We start from the raw sequence: 20,253 nt of genomic DNA on the forward strand, positions 1-20,253 counted from the left end.
TTTTATAATGTAAACTTACAAATTTCATTCTATTTGTTTGTGAAAGGTTTGTAACTTTGGGATTTTAGCCTTTACATTAATTTTATATGAAATACATTTTCCTATTATTTACAGGTTATATTTTTGCCCAGCAAACCCAGAATGTTGATTTCAAATCGGTTTCAGGGCAATTATCTTTAAATCCAAAAGAAAAAACAATTTCCGGTGCCGTTGATTTTCAGTTTGAGGTTTTAAAGGATTGTGACACTATTTCGCTTGACGCTAAAAACATGGATTTTTCTAATGTGAAAATCAATGATAAAGAGGTGATTTTTCTAAACGATACTAAACAATTAAAACTGATCTCTCATTTTGCAAAAGGCGAGAATCATTTGACTTTTAGTTATAAAACAAAACCAAAACAAGCCTTATATTTTGTTGACATTGAAAATAATGAAATACAAATCTGGACACAAGGGCAGGGAAGGTACACGAGCAATTGGTTTCCAAGTTTTGATGATGTGAATGAGAAACTGATTTTCAATTTAGGAATTTCGTTTGATAAGGAATATGAGGTTGTTTCAAATGGGGTTTTAAAGGAGAAAAAAGAAGAAGGTAATTTAACTCATTGGCAATTTAAAATGGAAAAACCAATGAGTTCTTATTTATTAATGCTGGCAATTGGAAAATTTGATAAAAAAGAGTTTAAATCTAAAAGTAGAATTCCGTTGGAGTATTATTATGAGCCAAAAGATTCCAATCGTTTTGAGCCGACTTATCGTTATTCAAAACGAATTTTTGATTTTCTGGAGAAAGAAATCGGAGTTAAATATCCCTGGCAGATTAACCGACAAATTCCGGTTCGTGATTTTCTTTATGCCGGAATGGAAAACACAACCGCGACACTTTTTGCAACTCGTTATGTCGTAGATTCTATTGGTTTCTGTGATCGAAATTACACTAATGTTGATGCTCACGAATTAGCACATCATTGGTTTGGCGATTTAATTACAGCTGAAAGTAGTACGCATCATTGGCTTCAGGAGGGATTTGCGACTTATTTTGCTCTACTGGCAGAAAAAGATATTTATGGAGAAGATTATTTTTATTCTAAATTATACGACACGGCACAGCAAATCAAATTTGCTTCTAGAACCGATACAATTCCGGTTTTAAATCCTAAAGCGAGTTCATTAACATTTTACGAAAAAGGAGCGTGGACTTTGTTTGTTTTGCATGAATCAATTGGTGACAAAGCGTTTAAAAAAGCGATAAAAAGTTATCTGAACAAATACGCTTATAAAACAGTAAACACACAAAATTTCTTTGATGAAATTAAAAAAGTATCTGATTTTGATTTGGAAAAATTTCAAAAAACATGGCTGGAATCAACTGCTTTTGATACACCAACGGCTAATGCTTTGCTGAGTAAAAACAAAACGATTCAAAAAAGACTGGAAATCGATAAATTAAAGAAAACACCTTTAGCGGAGAAAATGGATGTTCTAAAAACTACTTTAGAATCCAATGTTTATCGTTCAGTAAAAGAAGCCGTTATAGATCAATTGGAAAATGAAAAATATGAAGCAAAGAAATCACTTTTGCTTTTAGCATTACAAACCAATGATATTCAGGTTCGTCAGAATGTTGCCGAAACTTTGACTAAAATTCCGGAAGATTTTAGAACAAATTATGAAAGCTTATTGGATGATAAATCTTATCAAACACAGGAAATAGCATTGTATTGGCTTTGGAGAAATTTCCCCAATCACAGAGCAGAATATTTAGATAAATCAAAAAACTGGATTGGATTTAATGATTACAATCTTCGAACTTTATGGCTTTCACTGGCATTATCAACTACAGGTTACAGTATTGATCCTGAATCTCTTATTAACGAATTAATAGCTTTTTCATCTACTAAATACGAAGCGACAACAAGGCAAAATGCTTTAGAAAAATTAATTGCTTTTAAAATAATTAACGATCAGGTTCTGAGTAATTTAGTTGGAGCAACTACACATCATATGTGGCAGTTTTCGAAATTTGGCAGAGATACAATCCGATTTTTATTAAAAAATCCTGAAATGCGTGCTTCATTTAATAGAATTTTGCCTAATTTGAACCCCGATGAAAAATTTCAATTAGATCGTTTGTTGAAAGAGTAGAGAATAGAAAGTGGAGCATAGAAAATAGAGCAAAGAGAATAGATTCAGTAGAAGGTCTATATTGTATTTTCTATATTCTTTTCTCTTAAATAAAATCCAAAAATAAAACCTACATACATTTTATGAGAGCATTGGTTATTTCAGGTGGTGGCAGTAAAGGCGCTTTTGCCGGCGGTGTTGCCCAGTATTTAATAGAAGAAAAAAAGCACGAATACGATTTGTTTTTAGGAACTTCAACAGGAAGTTTATTAATTCCGCATTTAGCTCTCGGTCATATTAAGAAAATACATTCTGTTTATACCAATGTAACGATGGCGAGTATTTTTAATATTTGTCCTTTTGTTGTTAAAAGTAAAGATGGAGTAGATATAGTAACCATAAATCACTTTAATGTTTTACGTCAGTTTTTTAAAGGAAAAAGAACCTTTGGCGAAAGCAAAGGTTTAAAGAAATATATTCAAAATAACTTTTCTCTTTCTGATTTCAACAAACTTAAAAAACTGAAAACCGATGTAATTGTTACAGTAACCAATTTTACCAAAAACGAATCAGAATATAAATCGGTTAAAGATTGCACTTATGAAGAGTTTTGTGAATGGTCCTGGATTTCCAGTAACTATGTTCCGTTTATGAGTTTGGTTGAAAAAAATAATTGTGAATATGGGGACGGAGGATTTTCAAGTTTGGTTCCAATTCGTGAAGCAATTAACAGGGGCGCTACTGAAATTGATGTAATTGTTTTGGAAACAGAAGTAAATACAACCAAAACAGTTATAGGTAAAAATCCGTTTTCATTGATGATTGATTTGTTTCGAATTGCGTTGGATCAGGTTGAAAAACACGATATTGCTATAGGAAAACTTATGGCAACGAATAAGAATGTAAAACTTAACTTATATTATACTCCGATAAAATTAACCGATAACGCTCTTATTTTTAATAAAGATGTTATGAAAGAATGGTGGGAACAGGGGTATGAATATGCTCAGAATAAATCGGAAGTGATGAGTGATAATAAGATATTGATTTGAGAAAAATTGTTGTAATTGTTTGTTTCTTTTTGAGTTTCAGTACATGGAGCCAAAGTTTGTGCAGAACTCAAATTGTGCCAAAAGAGGAATTATTTTCTAAAAATGAAATCAATAAGTATCTGAAATATAATTTTTCAAACTTATGGAAGAAAACAGATAATAATTTGGTTTATGGTATTATTGGAGATAATTATGAAAGAATACTAATTAAATTTACTTCAGTAGAAAAAAGTAAAGAGAAAGCAAACGAGTATTTGATCTCCGGAAAATCAATGGTGAAATCTAATATTTGCACCTTTAAAGGAAAAATAAAGATTCTGGAGATTAATGAACTAAAAGAACCAAAGTTTGGTGTTGATGATGAATACAAAACTGCCGGAATAAAGAAACAAGGTGCTTTGATTGCCATTTATGAGTTTATGGAAGATGAAAAACAAAAAGGTTCAGGCAAGTTTTCCGGAAAATTAGAATCGATATGGTACCTGGATAAAAACGATTTGATTCAGTATAATAATATCGAAATCGATTCAGACAAGTATTTTAATAATGCCTTTACAGGAGTCTGGAAATCAAATAACACTGGAAAAGAAAAAGTATGTAATTGGGGAGATTACAGAGTGCCAAATGTAAATTGTGATTTTGATAAAGGAAGTGCAGAAATAAGTGTTTCCGAAAAATACCAAAAGAATGGCTGGTGGATAAAACCAAAATTAAATTGGTGGTTATAAAAAAAAAGCAGAATTTATATGCATTTCAATAAAATTCTGCCTTTATTATTTAGTACCAAAGTTCAGCTACTTCGCTTTTAATAAAACTTAAAGCAGCATTACTTGGAGATTGTTTTTCTAATAAATCATTCAAAATTACTTCACGTAATTTATCTGCATTTTCGACTTTATCGCTCATAGCAGCTTTACGGATCATTTGGATTGTGGCATTCTTTGCAGTTGTTATGATTGTCCAGCATTCTTCAGACATATAAATTTGCTGAGTTAAATTGTGCTCAAATTCATTTTCAATTTGTTCGATTAAAAAGTTTTCATAATCGTGTTTATTTTGAGAAATAGGAGCTATTCTAATCAATAATTTAGTCAGATTGATGCGCTCCAAAAACAAAGTCATACGTTCGAAAGCCTGTAAACGTACAGGAAGCGATTCCTTGTGAGCTTGCTTATTTAGTAAAAAAGCACGTTTTCTGTCATTGTTTTTAATGTGCAGTTCGAAAAAACGATATGCTACAAATCCTGTAACTAAAGCTGGTAAAGTATAACTGGCAAGTTCTATAATTTTATTAAAATCCATTGGTGTAATTTTTAAGCAAAAATATACTTTTTGGTGAGAAATCCATTTTAAATTTATAACAATAAACAAAAAGGAAGCTGTACTTTTGCAACTTGTTTTTTAACGTTGGCAAAATATATTTTTAATGGATTCATACATAATACTTTTTCTTTGTTTAGCTGCGTTTGCTGCAGGTTTTATTGATGCAATTGTAGGCGGTGGCGGATTAATTCAAACTCCGATGGGATTAATTTTATTGCCTAATCTTCCAGTTTCTACAGTTATTGGAACGCTAAAAATTCCAGCTTTCAGCGGAACTGCATTTGCTGCTTTTCAGTATTTAAAGAAAGTGGTAATTAAATGGAAATTATTAATCATCATGATGTGTCTGGCAGTTCCTTCCGCATTTTTAGGATCTACTGTTTTAACGCTTGTTAGTAATGATTTCATGAAACCACTGTTATTGGTAGTTTTGTCCTTATTATTTATTTATACTTATGCCAAGAAAAACTTCGGACAGCATGTAGCTAAAGATCATTCCGAAACAACTCAAATAATTTATGCTGTTGTAATTAGTATAATTGTTGGTTTTTATGACGGATTTATTGGTCCGGGAACAGGAAGTTTTTTTGTAGTGGCTTTTATTGCGCTTTTAGGGTTCGATTTTCTTCACGCTTCCGCGAATGCCAAAATGGTTAATCTGGCAACTAATTTTGGTTCAATTTGCCTTTTTATGATAAAAGGGAAAATCATTTGGACAATCGCAATTCCGATGGCAATAAGCAACGGACTTGGCGGATGGCTTGGTGCAAAACTAGCAATCAATAAAGGAAATGGTTTTATTCGAATTTTCTTTTTGATTGTGGTCGTGGGAACTTTAATCCGATTTGCTTATGATGTGTTTTTTAAATAAAAAAACTGCTAAAATTCTATTTTAGCAGTTTTACAGTATTCCCGAAGCGAGAGATTAGTTTTTAATAACTTTGATGATTGAACTTTTGTCGCCAGCGTATATTTTTGTAAAATAAAGACCTGACTGTAAAGTTGTAAAGTCGATTTCTATTTTATTTTTATCGTAGTTTTTATTCGACAAAAGCTGTCCTAGTATGTTGTAAATTTCTATTTTAGTTATGTTTTCAGTGTTTGAAACACTATAAAAATCTTTTACAGGATTTGGGTAAGTAATTAAGTTTGGAAGTTGATTTTCTTTCAAGCCTAATGTGGAAGAATAAACAGTAACAGGAAGCCTATAACCACTCTCCACATTGTTTACAGTTTGAGATGCAAAATAAGTTGTACCATTAACAAGAACTGTTGACGATGGAAGAACTTCTTCGCTCATGCCTTTATTAGTCAATTTGTTATTAATACCGCAATTACTTTGAGTTGAATACCATTTTATATCTGTCCCGTTTATTTTTAGATCAGCTAATGTTTGACCGTTTGTAAAAGGTTGAAAAATTTCTCCTTCAGGATTTACGCTAGTATTAGTATTAGAAAATTTAAAGCGTACAATTCCGTGATTATTTTGATTGTTTACTTTTGTAAAATAACCATAAGAAATTACATCCTCACAGTTCTGAATTTCGAAATTGGATATTGAATTAATGCTAAAGGTTTCTGTACTCAGGAGTTTACCTTCGGAGCTAAGTGTTATTTTTTTATTAGTATTATTTTCAGTTACAGCTAAAATATTTATTGCTCCGTTTTCGTAAAAATCATAATAATACACGTTACTTGTTCCAAAATTATAAGGAGTAAAAGTAGGATCTACAGTTCCATTTGCATTTACACGACTTAGTACATTTGAAACTGTAACAAGAAGCTGACCATTATTAAGCTCTTTTGTTTTGTAGTAACCTTGAGAACTTGGTTTGAAAGAAGTATCTACTACACCATCTTTGTTTATTTTTAAAATTGCGGAGTACGTATATGCATAATTATCCTGTGCAAAGGAAACTAAGAAATTATCGTTACTTAGACTATGTAGTATGTATGGTTTGTGATAGAAGACCGCTTTAAAACTGGAATCTATAGAGCCATCAGTGTTTAAACGAATTAAATTATAAGAGGAATATTTTTCTGTAGTATTTTTGAATATTTTACTTGAACCAATTAGTAAAATTTTACCATCACTAATTTGTTTCATGCCAACAATACTACCTCCTTCAATAGGACTATTAAAGCTAGAGTCAAGACTGCCATCACTGTTGAGTCTAATTATACTTTTCCAGGTATTATTTACTTTTAAACCATCCTCATGAAGTAAAATTACCTTACCGTCTTTTTGTTGAATGAAAATGTATTTATTAGTGATATCTGCATCTATTGTAATCGCCGGATCTAAATTAAAATTGGAATCTAGATCTCCATTTTGTTGAAGTCTGCAAATATTTCGAACGGGAAAATCATTATAGGTTGTAAAATTTCCAACACATAGTATCTTTTGATCGGCTAAAACTTTTGATACAAAAGGATATGTATTAAAATCGTCCCATTGATCAAAAAATAAATTAAATCCAGAATGAGGATTAAAAGTAAGATCTAAACTTCCGTTTTCATTTATTCTATGAATTCCGGATCTGGTTATACCTTGTAGATCTTTAAAATGAGCACTGATGATCATTTTGTTTCCCTGAAAAGAAAATTCTCCTTTATTGAGAAAACCAACAGTGTTTATGTATTTGAAAGTATTATCTGTTTCGCCATTACTTTCTAAACGTATAAAAGTCTCATGATTTAGATCAAGAACAATTTTATTGTCTTTTTGTAAATAAACATTATCAGCTCTCAGAGTTCGGCTGTCCAGAGATTTAAATTCTTTGTCTCTAGTACCATCATTATTCAGTCTTACAATAGAATAAGAAATTGTTTTTCCATTTTCTTTATAATTACAACCTACAGCAATTATTTTTCCGTCCGGTTGTACTGTCACATCCTGAATACTACTGTTGTTTTCTGTTTCAAAACCGTTTGTAACGAAGTTTAATTTTGGATCAATTGTAGCAACAACCTTAAATGTGTTGTCGATTTTTCCGTTTGGCAGTAATCGTATAAGCCCGGAAGCTCCCCTTAAAGCAAAAATATATTTTCCATCACTTTGGATAGCCATTGCATTTGGAGTGTAATCGCTTTTAAAAGTGTTATCAATACTTCCATCTGCATTTAAGCGTACACAGCCTCCAGTGTATTCTCCGTTAACTGTTTGAAAAGAACCGTAAACAATTACTTTTCCATCTTCCTGATAAACAACATTTTTGATGGACATTGTCATTGTTGTAGAAAGAATACCAAATGTAGTAGTAATGAAGTTAGAATTAGCGGTTCCATTTGCATTAAAACCCTTTAGTTTTCCATTATAGTCCAAAGTTAAAAACTGACCATCTGATTTAGCATAGAGTTTTATAGAAGTCCTGGTATAAGAATCGGTTGTATTGAAGTTTTTATCAAGGCTGCCATCTTCATTCAGAAGTAATACATTGTAGTCATAAGAATGTTCAAATACAGTTAGTATTTTCTTATTAGAAAGAACAATTCCCTGACTGCCTATATCTTGTTGATAGGTTCCTGTTTCTTTTTTATTGAATGTCGGATCGATTTCCTGATTTTGGGATGCTAATTTTAGAGTTAATAAAAGAAATACAAATAGGTAGTTTTTTCTCATAAAGATAGATTTTGTTTTTGGTTAGTCAAATGTAGTTTTTATTCCGATAAATCTTATTATTTTAGAAGAAATCTCGATAATATTTAATAACGTAATATTTTATTGTGATAAAAGTGCGGATTGATTGTTTTGTAGCCCCGATTGAGGCGTTATCCTCGTAGCGTAGAGATAAAGCCGAAAGCGGGAATCCATGCTGATAAAAATGCCCAATGTTTGGCTTCATAAAAAACTTAGAACCTTAGCGCCTCAGTATCTTAGGAACTTTCTTTTTTAATTCTTAATTTTGCATAAAAGGAGAAAAATTACATGCAGAAATATATTGACCAGCTCAACGAAGCACAGAGAGCGCCTGTTTTAAAGAAAGACGGGCCAATGATTATTATTGCTGGTGCAGGTTCGGGAAAAACCCGTGTTTTAACAATTAGGATTGCGTATTTGATGGCTCAAGGAATTGATGCTTTCAATATTTTGTCGCTTACTTTTACCAATAAAGCGGCTCGTGAGATGAAACACAGGATTTCGGATATTGTGGGAGCATCCGAAGCAAAAAATCTTTGGATGGGAACTTTTCACTCGATTTTTGCGCGTATTCTTCGCGCAGAATCGGATCATTTAGGTTATCCTTCTAATTTTACTATTTACGATTCTCAGGATTCAGCGAGATTAATTTCTTCGATTATCAAAGAAATGCAGCTGGATCGTGATGTATATAAACCAAAACAAATTTTGGGGCGTATATCTAATTATAAGAACAGTTTGATTACGGTTAAAGCATACTTTAATAATCCGGAATTGGTTGAAGCCGATGCAATGGCAAAAAGACCAAGGTTAGGAGAGATATACCAACAATATGTGGAACGCTGTTTTAAAGCCGGAGCAATGGATTTTGATGATTTATTGTTGAAGACCAATGAATTACTGAATCGTTTTCCAGAAGTTTTAGCTAAATATCAGGACCGTTTTCGTTATATTCTGGTTGATGAGTACCAAGACACGAACCACTCTCAGTATTTGATTGTTAGGGCTTTATCGGACAGATTTCAGAATATTTGTGTGGTTGGAGATGATGCGCAGAGTATCTATGCTTTCCGTGGAGCGAATATCAATAATATTTTGAATTTCCAGAAAGACTATGAAGGGGTTATAATGTTCCGTTTGGAGCAGAATTACCGTTCGACGCGAAATATTGTAGAAGCGGCAAACACCGTGATGGAGCATAATAAAACCAAACTGGATAAAGTGGTTTGGACAGCTAACGAATTTGGACCAAAAATTAAAGTCCACCGAAGTTTAACAGATGCTGAGGAAGGTCGTTTTGTAGCTAGTACGATTTTTGAGCAGAAAATGCAGCATCAGTTGCATAATGGATCTTTTGCAATTTTGTATCGTACCAATGCACAGTCACGTGCAATGGAGGATGCTTTAAGAAAGCGTGATATTCCGTATCGAATTTATGGAGGTTTGTCTTTCTACCAACGCAAAGAGATTAAAGATGTTTTGTGTTATCTGCGTTTGGTTTTGAATCCGAAAGATGAGGAAGCATTAATTCGTGTGATCAATTATCCGGCTCGTGGAATTGGAGATACAACTGTAGAAAAGCTGACTATTGCAGCAAATCACTACAAACGTTCGATTTGGGAAGTAATGGTGAATATTGATAAAATTGATCTGAAATTAAACGCCGGAACGAAAAACAAACTGAAAGACTTTGTGACGATGATTCAGAGTTTTCAGGTAATTGATCAAAATCAGGATGCCTTTTATATTACGGATCACGTTGCTAAGAAAACAGGTTTAGTTCAGGAATTGAAGAAAGATGCGACTCCGGAAGGAATGGCAAAAATTCAGAATATCGAAGAGCTTTTAAACGGTATTAAAGATTTTACAGAAGGACAAAGAGAAATTGACGGAGCAAGAGGAGCACTTTCTGAGTTTATGGAAGATGTGGCTCTTGCAACAGATTTAGATAAAGATACCAATGATGATGATCGTGTAGCATTGATGACCATTCACTTAGCAAAAGGATTGGAGTTTCCTCATGTTTTTGTGGTGGGTATGGAAGAAGATTTGTTTCCGAGTGCCATGAGTATGAGTACAAGAAGTGAATTGGAAGAAGAACGACGTTTGTTTTATGTAGCCTTAACAAGAGCAGAACATCAGGCGTATTTGACTTATGCGCAATCGCGTTACCGTTGGGGAAAACTAACAGATAGTGAACCTTCCAGATTTATTGAAGAGATTGAAGATCAGTATTTGGAATATCTAACTCCTTCTGAAACCAATTATCGTTATAAATCACCAATTGATGGTGATATATTTGGAGATGTTGATAAATCTAAATTGAGATTAAACAAACCTGTTGCAGGAACTCCTCCAAAGAATATTACAGATAATAACCCGAAACCGGATCTTAATATTAGAAAACTAAAACCTGTTACAGGAACTAATCCAAATGCAAGTGCTGCAAATTTATTTGATAACAAATTGACAATTGGGAATATAGTATTGCACGAACGTTTTGGAAAAGGTGAGGTTATTAACCTGGAAGGGGTTGGTGCTGACAGAAAAGCAGAAATAAAATTTGAAGTCGGCGGAATTAAGAAATTGTTGCTAAGATTTGCTAAATTAGATGTGGTAGGATAAAAAAATATTGTTTCAAGTTTCATGTTTCACGTTTGAAGTTATGGAGCTAAAACTTGAAACAAATAAAAACTTGAAACAAAAACAAAAATGGCAGAATTTATAAAAATATATCCGGACAAACCAAGTGAAGCGGCAATTGCAAAAGTGGTAAAAGTGCTTCAGAATGGTGGATTGGTAATTTATCCAACAGATACTGTGTACGGTTTAGGTTGTGATATTACCAATTCGAGAGCATTAGAAAAAATTGCTAAAATTAAAGGTGTGAAACTGGAGAAAGCAAACCTCTCTTTTATTTGCCATGATTTGAGTAATCTTTCAGATTATGTACGCCAGATTAATACTTCGACTTTTAAAATCTTAAAGAGGGCATTGCCTGGGCCTTATACTTTTATTTTACCGGGAAATAATAATCTTCCAAAGGAATTTAAAAAGAAAACAACAGTGGGTATTCGTGTTCCTGATAATAACATTATTTTGGAAATCGTTCGTCAATTGGGAAACCCGGTGGTTTCAACTTCGATTCGTGATGAAGATGATGTAATCGAATATACTACAGATCCGGAATTAATTTTCGAGAAATGGCAGCATCTGGTTGATATGGTAATTGATGGAGGTTACGGAGATAATGTGGGTTCGACTATTATCGATCTTTCTGAACATGAGCCGGTTATTGTAAGGGAAGGAAAAGGTGATATTGATATTTTGTAAATAAATACTTTAATTGTATAAATTTATAAAAATAATGACTAACTTTATTACAGTTAAAATTTAGTTAGTTATCTAAAATACTTTTATTCTTTTGAGAATACAAAAAAGCAGGTCAATTGACCTGCTTTTGTGCTTTTTATGAAATCTGAAACAAGATTATTTAGCCTGCTTTTTCATTTCTTTTTCAATCATATCATAGAATTGATCGATTTTTGGCATAACTACGATACGAGTTCTTCTGTTACGAGCTTTGTTCTCAGCAGAATCATTAGCAACTAATGGTACGTAAGAGCTTCTACCAGCAGCGATTAATTTAGCTGGGTTAACTCCAAGATCGTTTGTTAATACACGAACGATAGAAGTAGAACGTTTTACACTTAAATCCCAGTTGTCTAAGATAATTCCGTTGCTTTTGTATGGAACATCATCAGTATGACCTTCAACCATACATTCGAAATCTGGTTTATCATTTACAACTTTAGCAACTTTAGCTAAAACAGTTTTAGCTTTGTCACTTACGTCGTAGCTTCCGCTTTTGAATAATAATTTATCAGCGATAGAGATAAATACAACTCCTTTTTCAACGTTGATTTCGATGTCCGGATCGTTGATTCCAACTGCTCCTTTTAAGCTTGTAACTAAAGCTAAAGTAACACTGTCTTTTTTAGTTAAAGCGTCTTGAAGTCTAGAGATTTTCAAATCTTTTTCTTTTAAGCTTTCAAGAGATTTTTCCAGGTTTTCAGCACCTTTAGTTGTTAAGATTGTTAAATCTTTAGAACTGTTGATTAAGTCTTGATTATGTTGTTTGTAGCTTTCAGCTGTAGCAGCTAATCCAGCTTTTTCTTCTAAGCACGTGTTTAATTTTACAGTACAAGAGTTTAACAAATCTTGAGTCTCTTTGTTTTTAGCTTCTAATTCCGCGTATTTCTTTTTAGAAACACATGACGTTAGTGCCATTAATACTGATAGTGCGATAACTATTTTTCTCATAAATTTAATTTTAATTAGACTTGATTACAAATTTAGTTTTTAATATTTTGAATACTGTTAAAGATTTCTTTAAATAGGGTCATTTTCTTTATATAATAAAGGAAAACGATGCTTTTTACCATATAGTATTGCTGAATCTGAAATTCTTTTCGTTTCCCGAGATATTTTAAAGATAAGCAATAAAATGAAAAATGTGCCTTTAAAATAGCAAAAGTATGTCCGATTTTACCTTGTGTAAGAAAACGGATACCCGCTATACCGTCTAAAACCATACGAAAAAAAATCACCCAGAATAATCCTCTTTTTGGTAGATTTTTGACGAGCATTAATAATGAATTTCTAAAATTCAGATAGGTTTTTTTAGGATTTCCTTGTTGTAAAGTTGCCCCGCCAACATGGTAAACAACAGACTGATAATTGTATTTTATAATGTGCCCTTCGTTTGCAGCACGCCAGCATAAATCTATTTCTTCCTGATGAGCAAAAAAGCTTTCATCAAAACCTCCTAATTCGTGATAAACATTTTTTCTGATAAAGAAACAAGCGCCAGAAGCCCAGAACAATTCGCTGTTATTGTCGTATTGTCCGTTATCTTTTTCTAAGGTTTCGAAAATTCTTCCTCTACAGAAAGGAAACCCATATTTATCAATAAAACCACCCGCTGCGCCAGCATATTCAAAATATTCTTTGTTTTTAAAGTCAAGAATTTTTGGCTGAATAATAGCAGTTTGTTTTTCGTTCTCGAAAGTTTCTAAAATAGGTTTAAGCCAATTTTCAGTTACTTCAATATCTGAATTTACTAATGCATAAATTTCAGCATCAATATGTTGTAAAGCATCATTATAGCCTTTTGCAAAGCCATGATTACCTGAGTTTTTTACAATTTTAATTGTAGGGAAATTTTGTTGAACAAATTCAACAGAGTTATCTGTAGAATCATTGTCTGCAACGTAAATTGTTGCACCTTCTGAAAACTGAATAACAGATGGTAAAAACTGCTCCAGCAATTTTACTCCGTTCCAATTTAAAATGACAACTGCTATCTTATCCAAAAGTACTTTAATTATTTATTTTTAATGGTTTTCTTTATAGTCAGGCAGGCTTCTCAAAAACTCATATTTTTCGTTTTCAAAATCCATTTGACAATAAAAATGGTTTAGTCCGTTTGTGACATTCAAAAACCGTGCCTGCATTGTCATATTGTAACGGGCAATTTGATCAAAAGTTGCCTGAGAGATTTTAACTTCGGGTGCTTTACATTCTACAAGTATGTGTATTGTGCCATCTGGATTGAATACCACAACATCGTAGCGCTTTCGTAATCCATTGACAGTTAAAACTTTCTCTACATTGATTAAAGATTTGGGATATTTCTTTTCATGCATCAGAAAATGAACGACATGCTGGCGAACCCATTCTTCCGGTGTGAGAATTATAAATTTTTTCCTGATTTCATCAAAAATAGACACTTTATTTTCGTTATTTTTGAATCGGAAACTATAAGCAGGGAAGTTAAGTTTAATCATAAAGCAAAAATAAAAAATAGTTTTTCGTTTCAAACGAATTTGAAACTTTAAACTTGAAACAATAATTAAATGGACGAAGTAATTAAAATTGTCAACGATATTAAAGCCGGAGATATAAAGCCGATTTATTTTTTAATGGGTGAAGAACCTTATTATATAGATAAGTTATCGGAGTATATTGAAGAGAATGTTTTAGCCGAAGAAGAAAAAGGTTTTAATCAGACGGTTTTGTATGGAAGAGATGTTTCTGTAGATGATATTGTTTCAACGGCCAAGCGCTATCCGATGATGGCTGATCGTCAGGTTGTTATTGTAAAAGAAGCTCAGGAATTATCCCGAACAATTGATAAAATTGAATCTTACGTAGATAATCCTATGCAAACCACCGTTTTAGTATTTTGTTATAAATATAAAACGCTTGACAAACGTAAAAAAGTTACTAAGTTACTAGGGCAAAAAGGAGTGGTTTTCGAAAGTAAAAAATTATACGAAAATCAGGTTGGAGACTGGATTAAACGTGTTTTAGCAGGAAAAAAATATACTATTGATCCAAAAGCAAATGCTATGCTTGTGGAGTTTTTGGGAACAGATTTGAGTAAAATTAATAATGAACTGGAAAAACTGCAGATTATTTTGCCGAAAGGCACCATGATTACGGCAGAACATATTGAAGAAAATATTGGTTTTAGTAAAGATTATAATGTTTTTGAACTTCGAAAAGCAATTGGAGAGCGCAATCAGTTGAAAGCTTACAAGATAGCAGATAATTTTGCTCATAACCCAAAAGAATATCCATTAGTTATGACAACCGGATTGGTTTTTGGATTTTTTGTACAACTTTTAAAATATCATGGATTAAAAGATAAAAATCCTAAAAATGTGGCATCGGTTCTTGGAGTGAATCCGTTCTTTTTAAAAGAGTATGATTTGGCTGTGAAAAATTATCCAATGCGAAAGGTAAGTCAGATCGTAGGCGCTTTGCGGGATATCGATATTAAAAGTAAAGGAGTGGGAGCGAATGGTTTACCGCAATCTGATCTCTTAAAAGAAATGCTTTATAAAATATTTAATTAAGCCATTAAAATTCACGATATTTGCGTTTCTGAAAATTTTACTACTTTAAAATTATTACACAATTATGGGAATGAATAAAAATACTGTCTTAGGCTGGGCAACTTTTATAATGGTACTAATGGGATTCTTACTTATAGGTCTCGGGGCTTTTAGATATAGTGATGTTTCAGGCTGGGGATTTGGAGCTGTAGGAGTTGGGTTTTTAGCTAATGCATGGGTTTTTAATGCATTAAAAGGTAGGGTGTAAAATATTCAATGGCAATAACAATTGTAATATCAATAGAAAAATAAATAATTTAAAATTAAAAATAAAAAATGTCAGACGATAAGAAAGTAATTTTCTCAATGCAGAAATTGAGTAAAACCTATCAGGGAGCAGACAAACCAGTACTTAAAAATATTTATTTGAGTTTCTTTTATGGAGCAAAAATTGGTATTTTAGGTCTTAACGGTTCTGGAAAATCTTCTCTTTTAAAAATTATAGCAGGAGTTGATAAAAATTACCAAGGAGATGTAGTTTTTCAGCCAGGTTATACAGTTGGATATTTAGAGCAGGAACCGATTCTTGATGATTCTAAAACCGTTATCGAAATTGTTCGTGAAGGTGCTGCTGAAACTATGGCAGTTTTAGAAGAATACAACCAAATTAATGATTTGTTTGGTCTTGAAGAAAATTATTCAGATCCAGATAAAATGGATAAATTAATGGATCGTCAAGCGGCATTGCAAGATAAAATCGATGCTCTTGGTGCTTGGGAAATCGATACCAAACTTGAAATTGCAATGGATGCGTTGCGTACTCCAGATGGCGATACGCCAATTAAAAATCTTTCTGGGGGTGAGCGTCGTCGTGTAGCTTTATGTCGTTTGTTATTGCAACAACCAGATGTATTGTTATTGGATGAACCTACCAACCACCTTGATGCTGAGTCAGTTCTTTGGTTAGAGCAACATTTAGCGCAATATTCAGGAACTGTAATTGCTGTAACGCACGATAGATATTTCCTTGATAATGTGGCCGGTTGGATTTTAGAGTTAGATAGAGGAGAGGGTATTCCTTGGAAAGGAAATTATTCTTCTTGGTTAGATCAAAAATCAAACCGTATGGCTCAGGAAGAAAAAGTAGCTTCAAAGCGTAGAAAAACTTTAGAACGTGAGTTGGAGTGGGTTCGTCAAGGTGCAAAAGGTCGTCAGACAAAACAAAAAGCGCGTTTACAGAATTACGATAAATTATTAAATGAAGATCAAAAACAACTAGATGAAAATCTAGAGATCTATATCCCGAATGGACCTCGTTTAGGAACAAATGTTATTGAAGCTAAAAATGTGGCAAAAGCATTTGGTGATAAATTACTATATGATAATTTGAATTTTACTTTGCCACAAGCTGGTATTGTTGGAATTATCGGACCAAACGGTGCTGGTAAATCTACTATTTTCAAAATGATTATGGGAGAGCAAGCTACTGATAGTGGAGAATTTACGGTTGGTGAAACAGTAAAAATCGCTTACGTAGATCAGTCTCACGCTAATATTGATCCTAACAAATCTATCTGGGAAAACTTTGCTGACGGTCAGGAGTTGATTATGATGGGAGGAAAGCAAGTGAACTCAAGAGCTTACTTATCACGTTTCAATTTTGGTGGTGGAGAGCAAAACAAAAAAGTATCCATGTTATCGGGTGGTGAGCGTAACCGTTTGCACTTAGCAATGACTTTAAAAGAAGAAGGAAACGTACTTTTGCTGGATGAGCCTACGAATGACCTTGATGTAAATACACTTCGTGCATTGGAAGAAGGTTTGGAAAATTTCGCTGGTTGTGCTGTAATTATTTCTCACGACAGATGGTTCTTAGATAGAATTTGTACGCACATCTTAGCTTTCGAAGGTGATTCTGAAGTTTATTTCTTTGAAGGAAGTTTCACAGAATACGAAGAAAACAAAAAGAAACGTCTTGGTGGTGACTTAACTCCAAAACGTATTAAATACAGAAAATTGATTAGATAATCTTTTTAATTTTCAAATTTTAAAATCCCAAATTCCAATTTCTAGGAGTTTGGGATTTTTTATCTTATGAAGCTTTTCGCTTAGTTTGTCATTTCGACGAAGGAGAAATCTTCGCAAGTAACTCCGCAATCAGAAGCCAATCTTTGTAGAGTTTCTCGTGGAGATTTCTCCTTCGTCGAAATGACAATATCATGGAAATTGAAATTCTGATTTTGGAATTTAAAAAATTGGAATTTTCTACAAAAACTTTGATTTCAATTCCGGAGTAGGAATCATGCAGCTTTCTTTTTTGCCATACCAGTTATATCTGTTTTTGGCAACATAATCGTAAATTCTGTCGCTGATAAAAATAGGCACAATTCTAAAGATTAAAAGTAATTTCCAAAAACCACCAAAATTTTTTGCAATTTCAATTACAGCTGAAGATTTATAAAAATAGGCAGTTCCGGGATTGTATAAAATAATACTGTCCATTTTTGAAAAACCAATTCCGAGGTGTTTGCAAATTTTAACACCTAATTCTGATTGCAATGCAACAAATCTGAAAATATCTTTCTTGTCATGTTTGATAATAAACTGGACAGCAGAATCACAGAGATTGCAAACTCCATCAAAAAGAATTATTTTTTTATCTTTTGGAAGACTTTCCATTAAAAACAGAATTTTAGATTTAATATTTCAAGTTTTAATACGTGTAAAAAGTATTAAAATAGACGAGAAAAACAGATTATGGAGGTTGTATTTTTAAAATCTATTGAATTTTAATTTTTTATAATTTTTACATATCAAAATAGACTTTCATAAATTGATTTTAATGTGTTTTTAAAAAATATCGACCTCTTTTGTTGTTTGTTTTTTTATCGTTTCTTAAATCGCTTTATTTTAATTTTGACTATTTTTTATTTTTTTTTTAGACTAAAAATTGTATTGGCGACTGAAAAAATTATTTTTTAACTGCTTCAACTAATTCAAGTTCATCCAAACTTACTTTTGAAGTAAAAATGCCATAATTTACAGTTGCTTTATTTTTTTCTATCGAATCGATACTTCCAACAGATCTTCCGTCAAGCATTCTAACTCGATCACCTACTTTTAAAATTGGTTTTGGTTTTTCGACAACAGGTTTTAGTTTTTTTTCTTTTTTCTCTTTTCGAATTTCTTCTACTTTTACCTGAACTTCAGCAATAATTTCTTTTTGCTTTTCAACTTTAGCTTTGACTTCTTTTGGAGTCGCTTTTTTACGTTTAGAATTTTCAATCTCAACAATTTTCAAAAATTCACCAATAAGTTCTTTTTTGTTTTTGTTGTTGAAATATTTTTCAGCGATGTCATCAATTTTTTGCCCAATGTAAATTATTTTTTGATTACTGTCATATAATTCCTGATAGCTTTCTAATTTCTGCTGGATTTTAGTATTGATGTTTTCCATCTTTTTACTTTCTTCACGAGCACGAGTTTCTTCTTCTTTTAAATTCAAAGAAGTTTTTTCGAGTTTCGATCTTTCTTTTTGAAGTGTTGCGATTGTTTTATCAAAACGAACTTTTCCAACTTCAATTTTCTTTTTCGCACGATTGATCAATCCAAATGGAATTCCGTTTTTTTGAGCAACTTCAAAAGTAAATGAACTTCCAGCCTGACCCAAAGCTAATTTATACATTGGTTCAAGTGATTTTTCATCAAACATCATATTCGCATTTGTTGCGTATGGTAATTCGTTTGCTAAAATTTTCAGATTAGAATAATGTGTTGTGATAATTCCGAAAGCTTCACGATGATAAAATTCTTCCAGGAAAATTTCAGCCAAAGCTCCTCCCAATTCCGGATCAGAACCTGTACCAAATTCGTCAATTAAAAACATGGTTTTTTTATTACATTTCTTTAAAAAGTAATTCATGTTTTTTAATCGATAACTATATGTACTTAAGTGGTTTTCGATAGATTGGTTATCACCAATGTCAGTTAAGATTCTATCAAACAAGAAAGTTTCACTTCTTTCATGAACTGGAATTAGAATTCCGGATTGTAACATCAATTGTAATAAACCAACTGTTTTTAAGGAAATAGTCTTTCCTCCAGCATTTGGTCCCGAGATTACAATAATTCTATTTTCTTGTTTTAACTCAATTGTTTGTGGATAAGTAACTTCCTTTTTTTGTTTGTTGTTCAAATACAAAATTGGGTGATATGCTTCTCTGAAGAATAATCTTCTTTCTTCCGTAATGGTTGGTAAGATGGCATTAATACGATTTGCATATTTTGCTTTACCGGCAACGACATCTATATCACTTAAAAAATCCTGATATTCAATCAATAAAGGAAGATAAGGACGAATTACATTAGATAGATTTTTTAAAATTCTTGTAATTTCTTCTTTTTCCTCATATTCTAGATTTGCTAATTCACGAGAATATTTTAAAGTGGCTTCCGGTTCGATATAGGCAATACTTCCAGTCTTGGAACTTCCTAAAATAGAACCTTTTACTTTTCGACGATACATTGCCAGAACTGCCAAAACTCTACGATTTTGAACAAAGCTTTCTTTAATATCATCTAAATATCCTAAACTATTATATTGTGTTAAGGCTGAACCAAAACTCTGATTCACTTTTCCGCGAACCAAATTCGTATTCTGGCGAATTCCAGCCAGAGCAGGAGAGGCGTTGTCTTTTATTTCTCCATATTTGTCTACAATAGTATCAATTGCAGTAATGATATCTTTGGTTAATTCTACTCTTGAAGCTCTGGCATTAAGATTAGGATAATAGTCATCGAACTTTTTTAAGAAATTCAGCAAGACATTTGTTGTTGCAGAAAGATTGGCGATTTTTCTAAAACTGCCTACTTCAAGAAAACTGTCTTCAATAGCCAGAAATTTTATTTCATGAGTAATCGCATCAAATCCATGGTTTGGAATTGCGTTATTATTTTGAAAAGAAGATACATATTCTGATGTCTGCATTAAAGACTGCATCAATTCTTCTTTATCTCGGATTGGTTTTATTTGTAAAGCTTTTTCTTTTCCAATATCGGTGTTGCATCCATCAGAAATGGTTTCTAGAACGGTTGGAAATTGTAAGTCTTGTAACGTTTTTTCGGTAATACTGATCATTTAATAACTTTATGAAAGTAAAGGCAAAAGTACAAAAACATTATGATTGAAATCGAAATTTATGTTCGCATAA

Annotated in this window: 16 protein-coding genes; 9 read left to right on the forward strand and 7 right to left on the reverse strand. The window is 32.4% G+C overall.

What is annotated here, in order from left to right:
• Positions 1 to 86 precede the first annotated feature (86 nt).
• The 3 genes from HYN56_RS17515 to HYN56_RS17525 all read left to right on the forward strand — a co-directional run bounded on the left by HYN56_RS17515 (position 87) and on the right by HYN56_RS17525 (position 3,906).
• On the forward strand, positions 87 to 2,147 hold the full coding sequence (locus HYN56_RS17515) for a M1 family metallopeptidase (RefSeq protein WP_109193355.1): 2,061 nt from the start codon (positions 87 to 89) through the stop codon (positions 2,145 to 2,147).
• A 122-nt stretch (positions 2,148 to 2,269) separates the two neighbouring features.
• Positions 2,270 to 3,178 carry a patatin-like phospholipase family protein gene (locus HYN56_RS17520; RefSeq protein WP_109193356.1) on the forward strand — a complete coding sequence of 303 codons (909 nt, stop codon included), beginning with the start codon at positions 2,270 to 2,272 and terminating at the stop codon, positions 3,176 to 3,178.
• Positions 3,175 to 3,906: a hypothetical protein gene (locus tag HYN56_RS17525; protein ID WP_146194606.1), complete on the forward strand. Its 732-nt coding sequence runs from the start codon at positions 3,175 to 3,177 to the stop codon at positions 3,904 to 3,906. Before HYN56_RS17520 ends, HYN56_RS17525 begins: the two co-directional genes overlap by 4 nt.
• Positions 3,907 to 3,955: 49 nt before the next feature.
• Here HYN56_RS17525 and HYN56_RS17530 read toward each other — a convergent pair whose 3' ends face one another.
• On the reverse strand, positions 3,956 to 4,480 hold the full coding sequence (locus HYN56_RS17530) for a DUF7935 family protein (protein ID WP_109193358.1): 525 nt from the start codon (positions 4,478 to 4,480) through the stop codon (positions 3,956 to 3,958).
• Positions 4,481 to 4,604: 124 nt separating this feature from the next.
• Between HYN56_RS17530 and HYN56_RS17535 the strand changes: the two genes are divergently transcribed.
• Entirely contained in the window at positions 4,605 to 5,372 is a 768-nt protein-coding gene (locus tag HYN56_RS17535; protein ID WP_109193359.1) for a sulfite exporter TauE/SafE family protein, read from the forward strand.
• A 54-nt stretch (positions 5,373 to 5,426) separates the two neighbouring features.
• Here the strand turns inward: HYN56_RS17535 and HYN56_RS17540 are convergent, their stop codons facing one another.
• Positions 5,427 to 8,123: a T9SS type A sorting domain-containing protein gene (locus HYN56_RS17540; RefSeq protein ID WP_109193360.1), complete on the reverse strand. Its 2,697-nt coding sequence runs from the start codon at positions 8,121 to 8,123 to the stop codon at positions 5,427 to 5,429.
• Between the two features lie 306 nt (positions 8,124 to 8,429).
• Between HYN56_RS17540 and HYN56_RS17545 the strand changes: the two genes are divergently transcribed.
• Together HYN56_RS17545 and HYN56_RS17550 are read left to right on the forward strand one after the other, a co-directional pair.
• A complete protein-coding gene (locus HYN56_RS17545) occupies positions 8,430 to 10,766 on the forward strand; it encodes an ATP-dependent helicase (RefSeq protein ID WP_109193361.1) in 2,337 nt (778 codons plus the stop codon).
• An 87-nt stretch (positions 10,767 to 10,853) separates the two neighbouring features.
• On the forward strand, positions 10,854 to 11,474 hold the full coding sequence (locus tag HYN56_RS17550; RefSeq protein WP_109193362.1) for an L-threonylcarbamoyladenylate synthase: 621 nt from the start codon (positions 10,854 to 10,856) through the stop codon (positions 11,472 to 11,474).
• A gap of 156 nt (positions 11,475 to 11,630) precedes the next feature.
• On the opposite strand, the gene HYN56_RS17555 is transcribed toward HYN56_RS17550, so the two are convergent.
• From HYN56_RS17555 to HYN56_RS17565, 3 genes are read right to left on the reverse strand one after another with little or no spacing between them, the layout of a single operon-like run.
• Positions 11,631 to 12,464: an OmpA/MotB family protein gene (locus HYN56_RS17555; RefSeq protein WP_109193363.1), complete on the reverse strand. Its 834-nt coding sequence runs from the start codon at positions 12,462 to 12,464 to the stop codon at positions 11,631 to 11,633.
• Between the two features lie 32 nt (positions 12,465 to 12,496).
• Entirely contained in the window at positions 12,497 to 13,516 is a 1,020-nt protein-coding gene (locus HYN56_RS17560; protein WP_109193364.1) for a glycosyltransferase family 2 protein, read from the reverse strand.
• A 21-nt stretch (positions 13,517 to 13,537) separates the two neighbouring features.
• Entirely contained in the window at positions 13,538 to 13,990 is a 453-nt protein-coding gene (locus HYN56_RS17565; RefSeq protein ID WP_109193365.1) for a type I restriction enzyme HsdR N-terminal domain-containing protein, read from the reverse strand.
• A gap of 69 nt (positions 13,991 to 14,059) precedes the next feature.
• Here HYN56_RS17565 and holA point away from each other — a divergent pair, with 69 nt between their 5' ends.
• From holA to ettA, 3 genes are all read left to right on the forward strand, one after another.
• The gene (gene holA, locus HYN56_RS17570) at positions 14,060 to 15,064 is read left to right on the forward strand and encodes a DNA polymerase III subunit delta (RefSeq protein ID WP_109193366.1); all 1,005 of its coding nucleotides are present in this window, start codon (positions 14,060 to 14,062) and stop codon (positions 15,062 to 15,064) included.
• A 64-nt stretch (positions 15,065 to 15,128) separates the two neighbouring features.
• Positions 15,129 to 15,311: a CAL67264 family membrane protein gene (locus tag HYN56_RS17575; RefSeq protein ID WP_091497659.1), complete on the forward strand. Its 183-nt coding sequence runs from the start codon at positions 15,129 to 15,131 to the stop codon at positions 15,309 to 15,311.
• Between the two features lie 68 nt (positions 15,312 to 15,379).
• Positions 15,380 to 17,071 carry an energy-dependent translational throttle protein EttA gene (gene ettA / locus HYN56_RS17580; RefSeq protein ID WP_109193367.1) on the forward strand — a complete coding sequence of 564 codons (1,692 nt, stop codon included), beginning with the start codon at positions 15,380 to 15,382 and terminating at the stop codon, positions 17,069 to 17,071.
• 237 nt (positions 17,072 to 17,308) lie between these two features.
• Here ettA and HYN56_RS17585 read toward each other — a convergent pair whose 3' ends face one another.
• A complete protein-coding gene (locus HYN56_RS17585) occupies positions 17,309 to 17,722 on the reverse strand; it encodes a thiol-disulfide oxidoreductase DCC family protein (protein ID WP_109193368.1) in 414 nt (137 codons plus the stop codon).
• Between the two features lie 292 nt (positions 17,723 to 18,014).
• The gene (locus HYN56_RS17590; RefSeq protein ID WP_109193369.1) at positions 18,015 to 20,180 is read right to left on the reverse strand and encodes an endonuclease MutS2; all 2,166 of its coding nucleotides are present in this window, start codon (positions 20,178 to 20,180) and stop codon (positions 18,015 to 18,017) included.
• Between the last annotated feature and the right edge of the window lie 73 nt (positions 20,181 to 20,253).

The organism is Flavobacterium crocinum (assembly GCF_003122385.1).
Taxonomy (GTDB): Bacteria; Bacteroidota; Bacteroidia; order Flavobacteriales; family Flavobacteriaceae; genus Flavobacterium; species Flavobacterium crocinum.

Bases quoted from the DNA above. Each gene is read 5' to 3' on its own strand.
- HYN56_RS17515 (WP_109193355.1), top strand. From the start codon at position 87: ATGAAATACATTTTCCTATTATTTACAGGTTATATTTTTGCCCAGCAA.
- HYN56_RS17540 (WP_109193360.1), bottom strand. From the start codon at position 8,123: ATGAGAAAAAACTACCTATTTGTATTTCTTTTATTAACTCTAAAATTA.
- HYN56_RS17585 (WP_109193368.1), bottom strand. From the start codon at position 17,722: ATGGAAAGTCTTCCAAAAGATAAAAAAATAATTCTTTTTGATGGAGTT.
- ettA (WP_109193367.1), top strand. From the start codon at position 15,380: ATGTCAGACGATAAGAAAGTAATTTTCTCAATGCAGAAATTGAGTAAA.
- HYN56_RS17590 (WP_109193369.1), bottom strand. From the start codon at position 20,180: ATGATCAGTATTACCGAAAAAACGTTACAAGACTTACAATTTCCAACC.
- HYN56_RS17545 (WP_109193361.1), top strand. From the start codon at position 8,430: ATGCAGAAATATATTGACCAGCTCAACGAAGCACAGAGAGCGCCTGTT.
- HYN56_RS17575 (WP_091497659.1), top strand. From the start codon at position 15,129: ATGGGAATGAATAAAAATACTGTCTTAGGCTGGGCAACTTTTATAATG.
- holA (WP_109193366.1), top strand. From the start codon at position 14,060: ATGGACGAAGTAATTAAAATTGTCAACGATATTAAAGCCGGAGATATA.
- HYN56_RS17550 (WP_109193362.1), top strand. From the start codon at position 10,854: ATGGCAGAATTTATAAAAATATATCCGGACAAACCAAGTGAAGCGGCA.
- HYN56_RS17520 (WP_109193356.1), top strand. From the start codon at position 2,270: ATGAGAGCATTGGTTATTTCAGGTGGTGGCAGTAAAGGCGCTTTTGCC.
- HYN56_RS17535 (WP_109193359.1), top strand. From the start codon at position 4,605: ATGGATTCATACATAATACTTTTTCTTTGTTTAGCTGCGTTTGCTGCA.
- HYN56_RS17555 (WP_109193363.1), bottom strand. From the start codon at position 12,464: ATGAGAAAAATAGTTATCGCACTATCAGTATTAATGGCACTAACGTCA.
- HYN56_RS17530 (WP_109193358.1), bottom strand. From the start codon at position 4,480: ATGGATTTTAATAAAATTATAGAACTTGCCAGTTATACTTTACCAGCT.
- HYN56_RS17565 (WP_109193365.1), bottom strand. From the start codon at position 13,990: ATGATTAAACTTAACTTCCCTGCTTATAGTTTCCGATTCAAAAATAAC.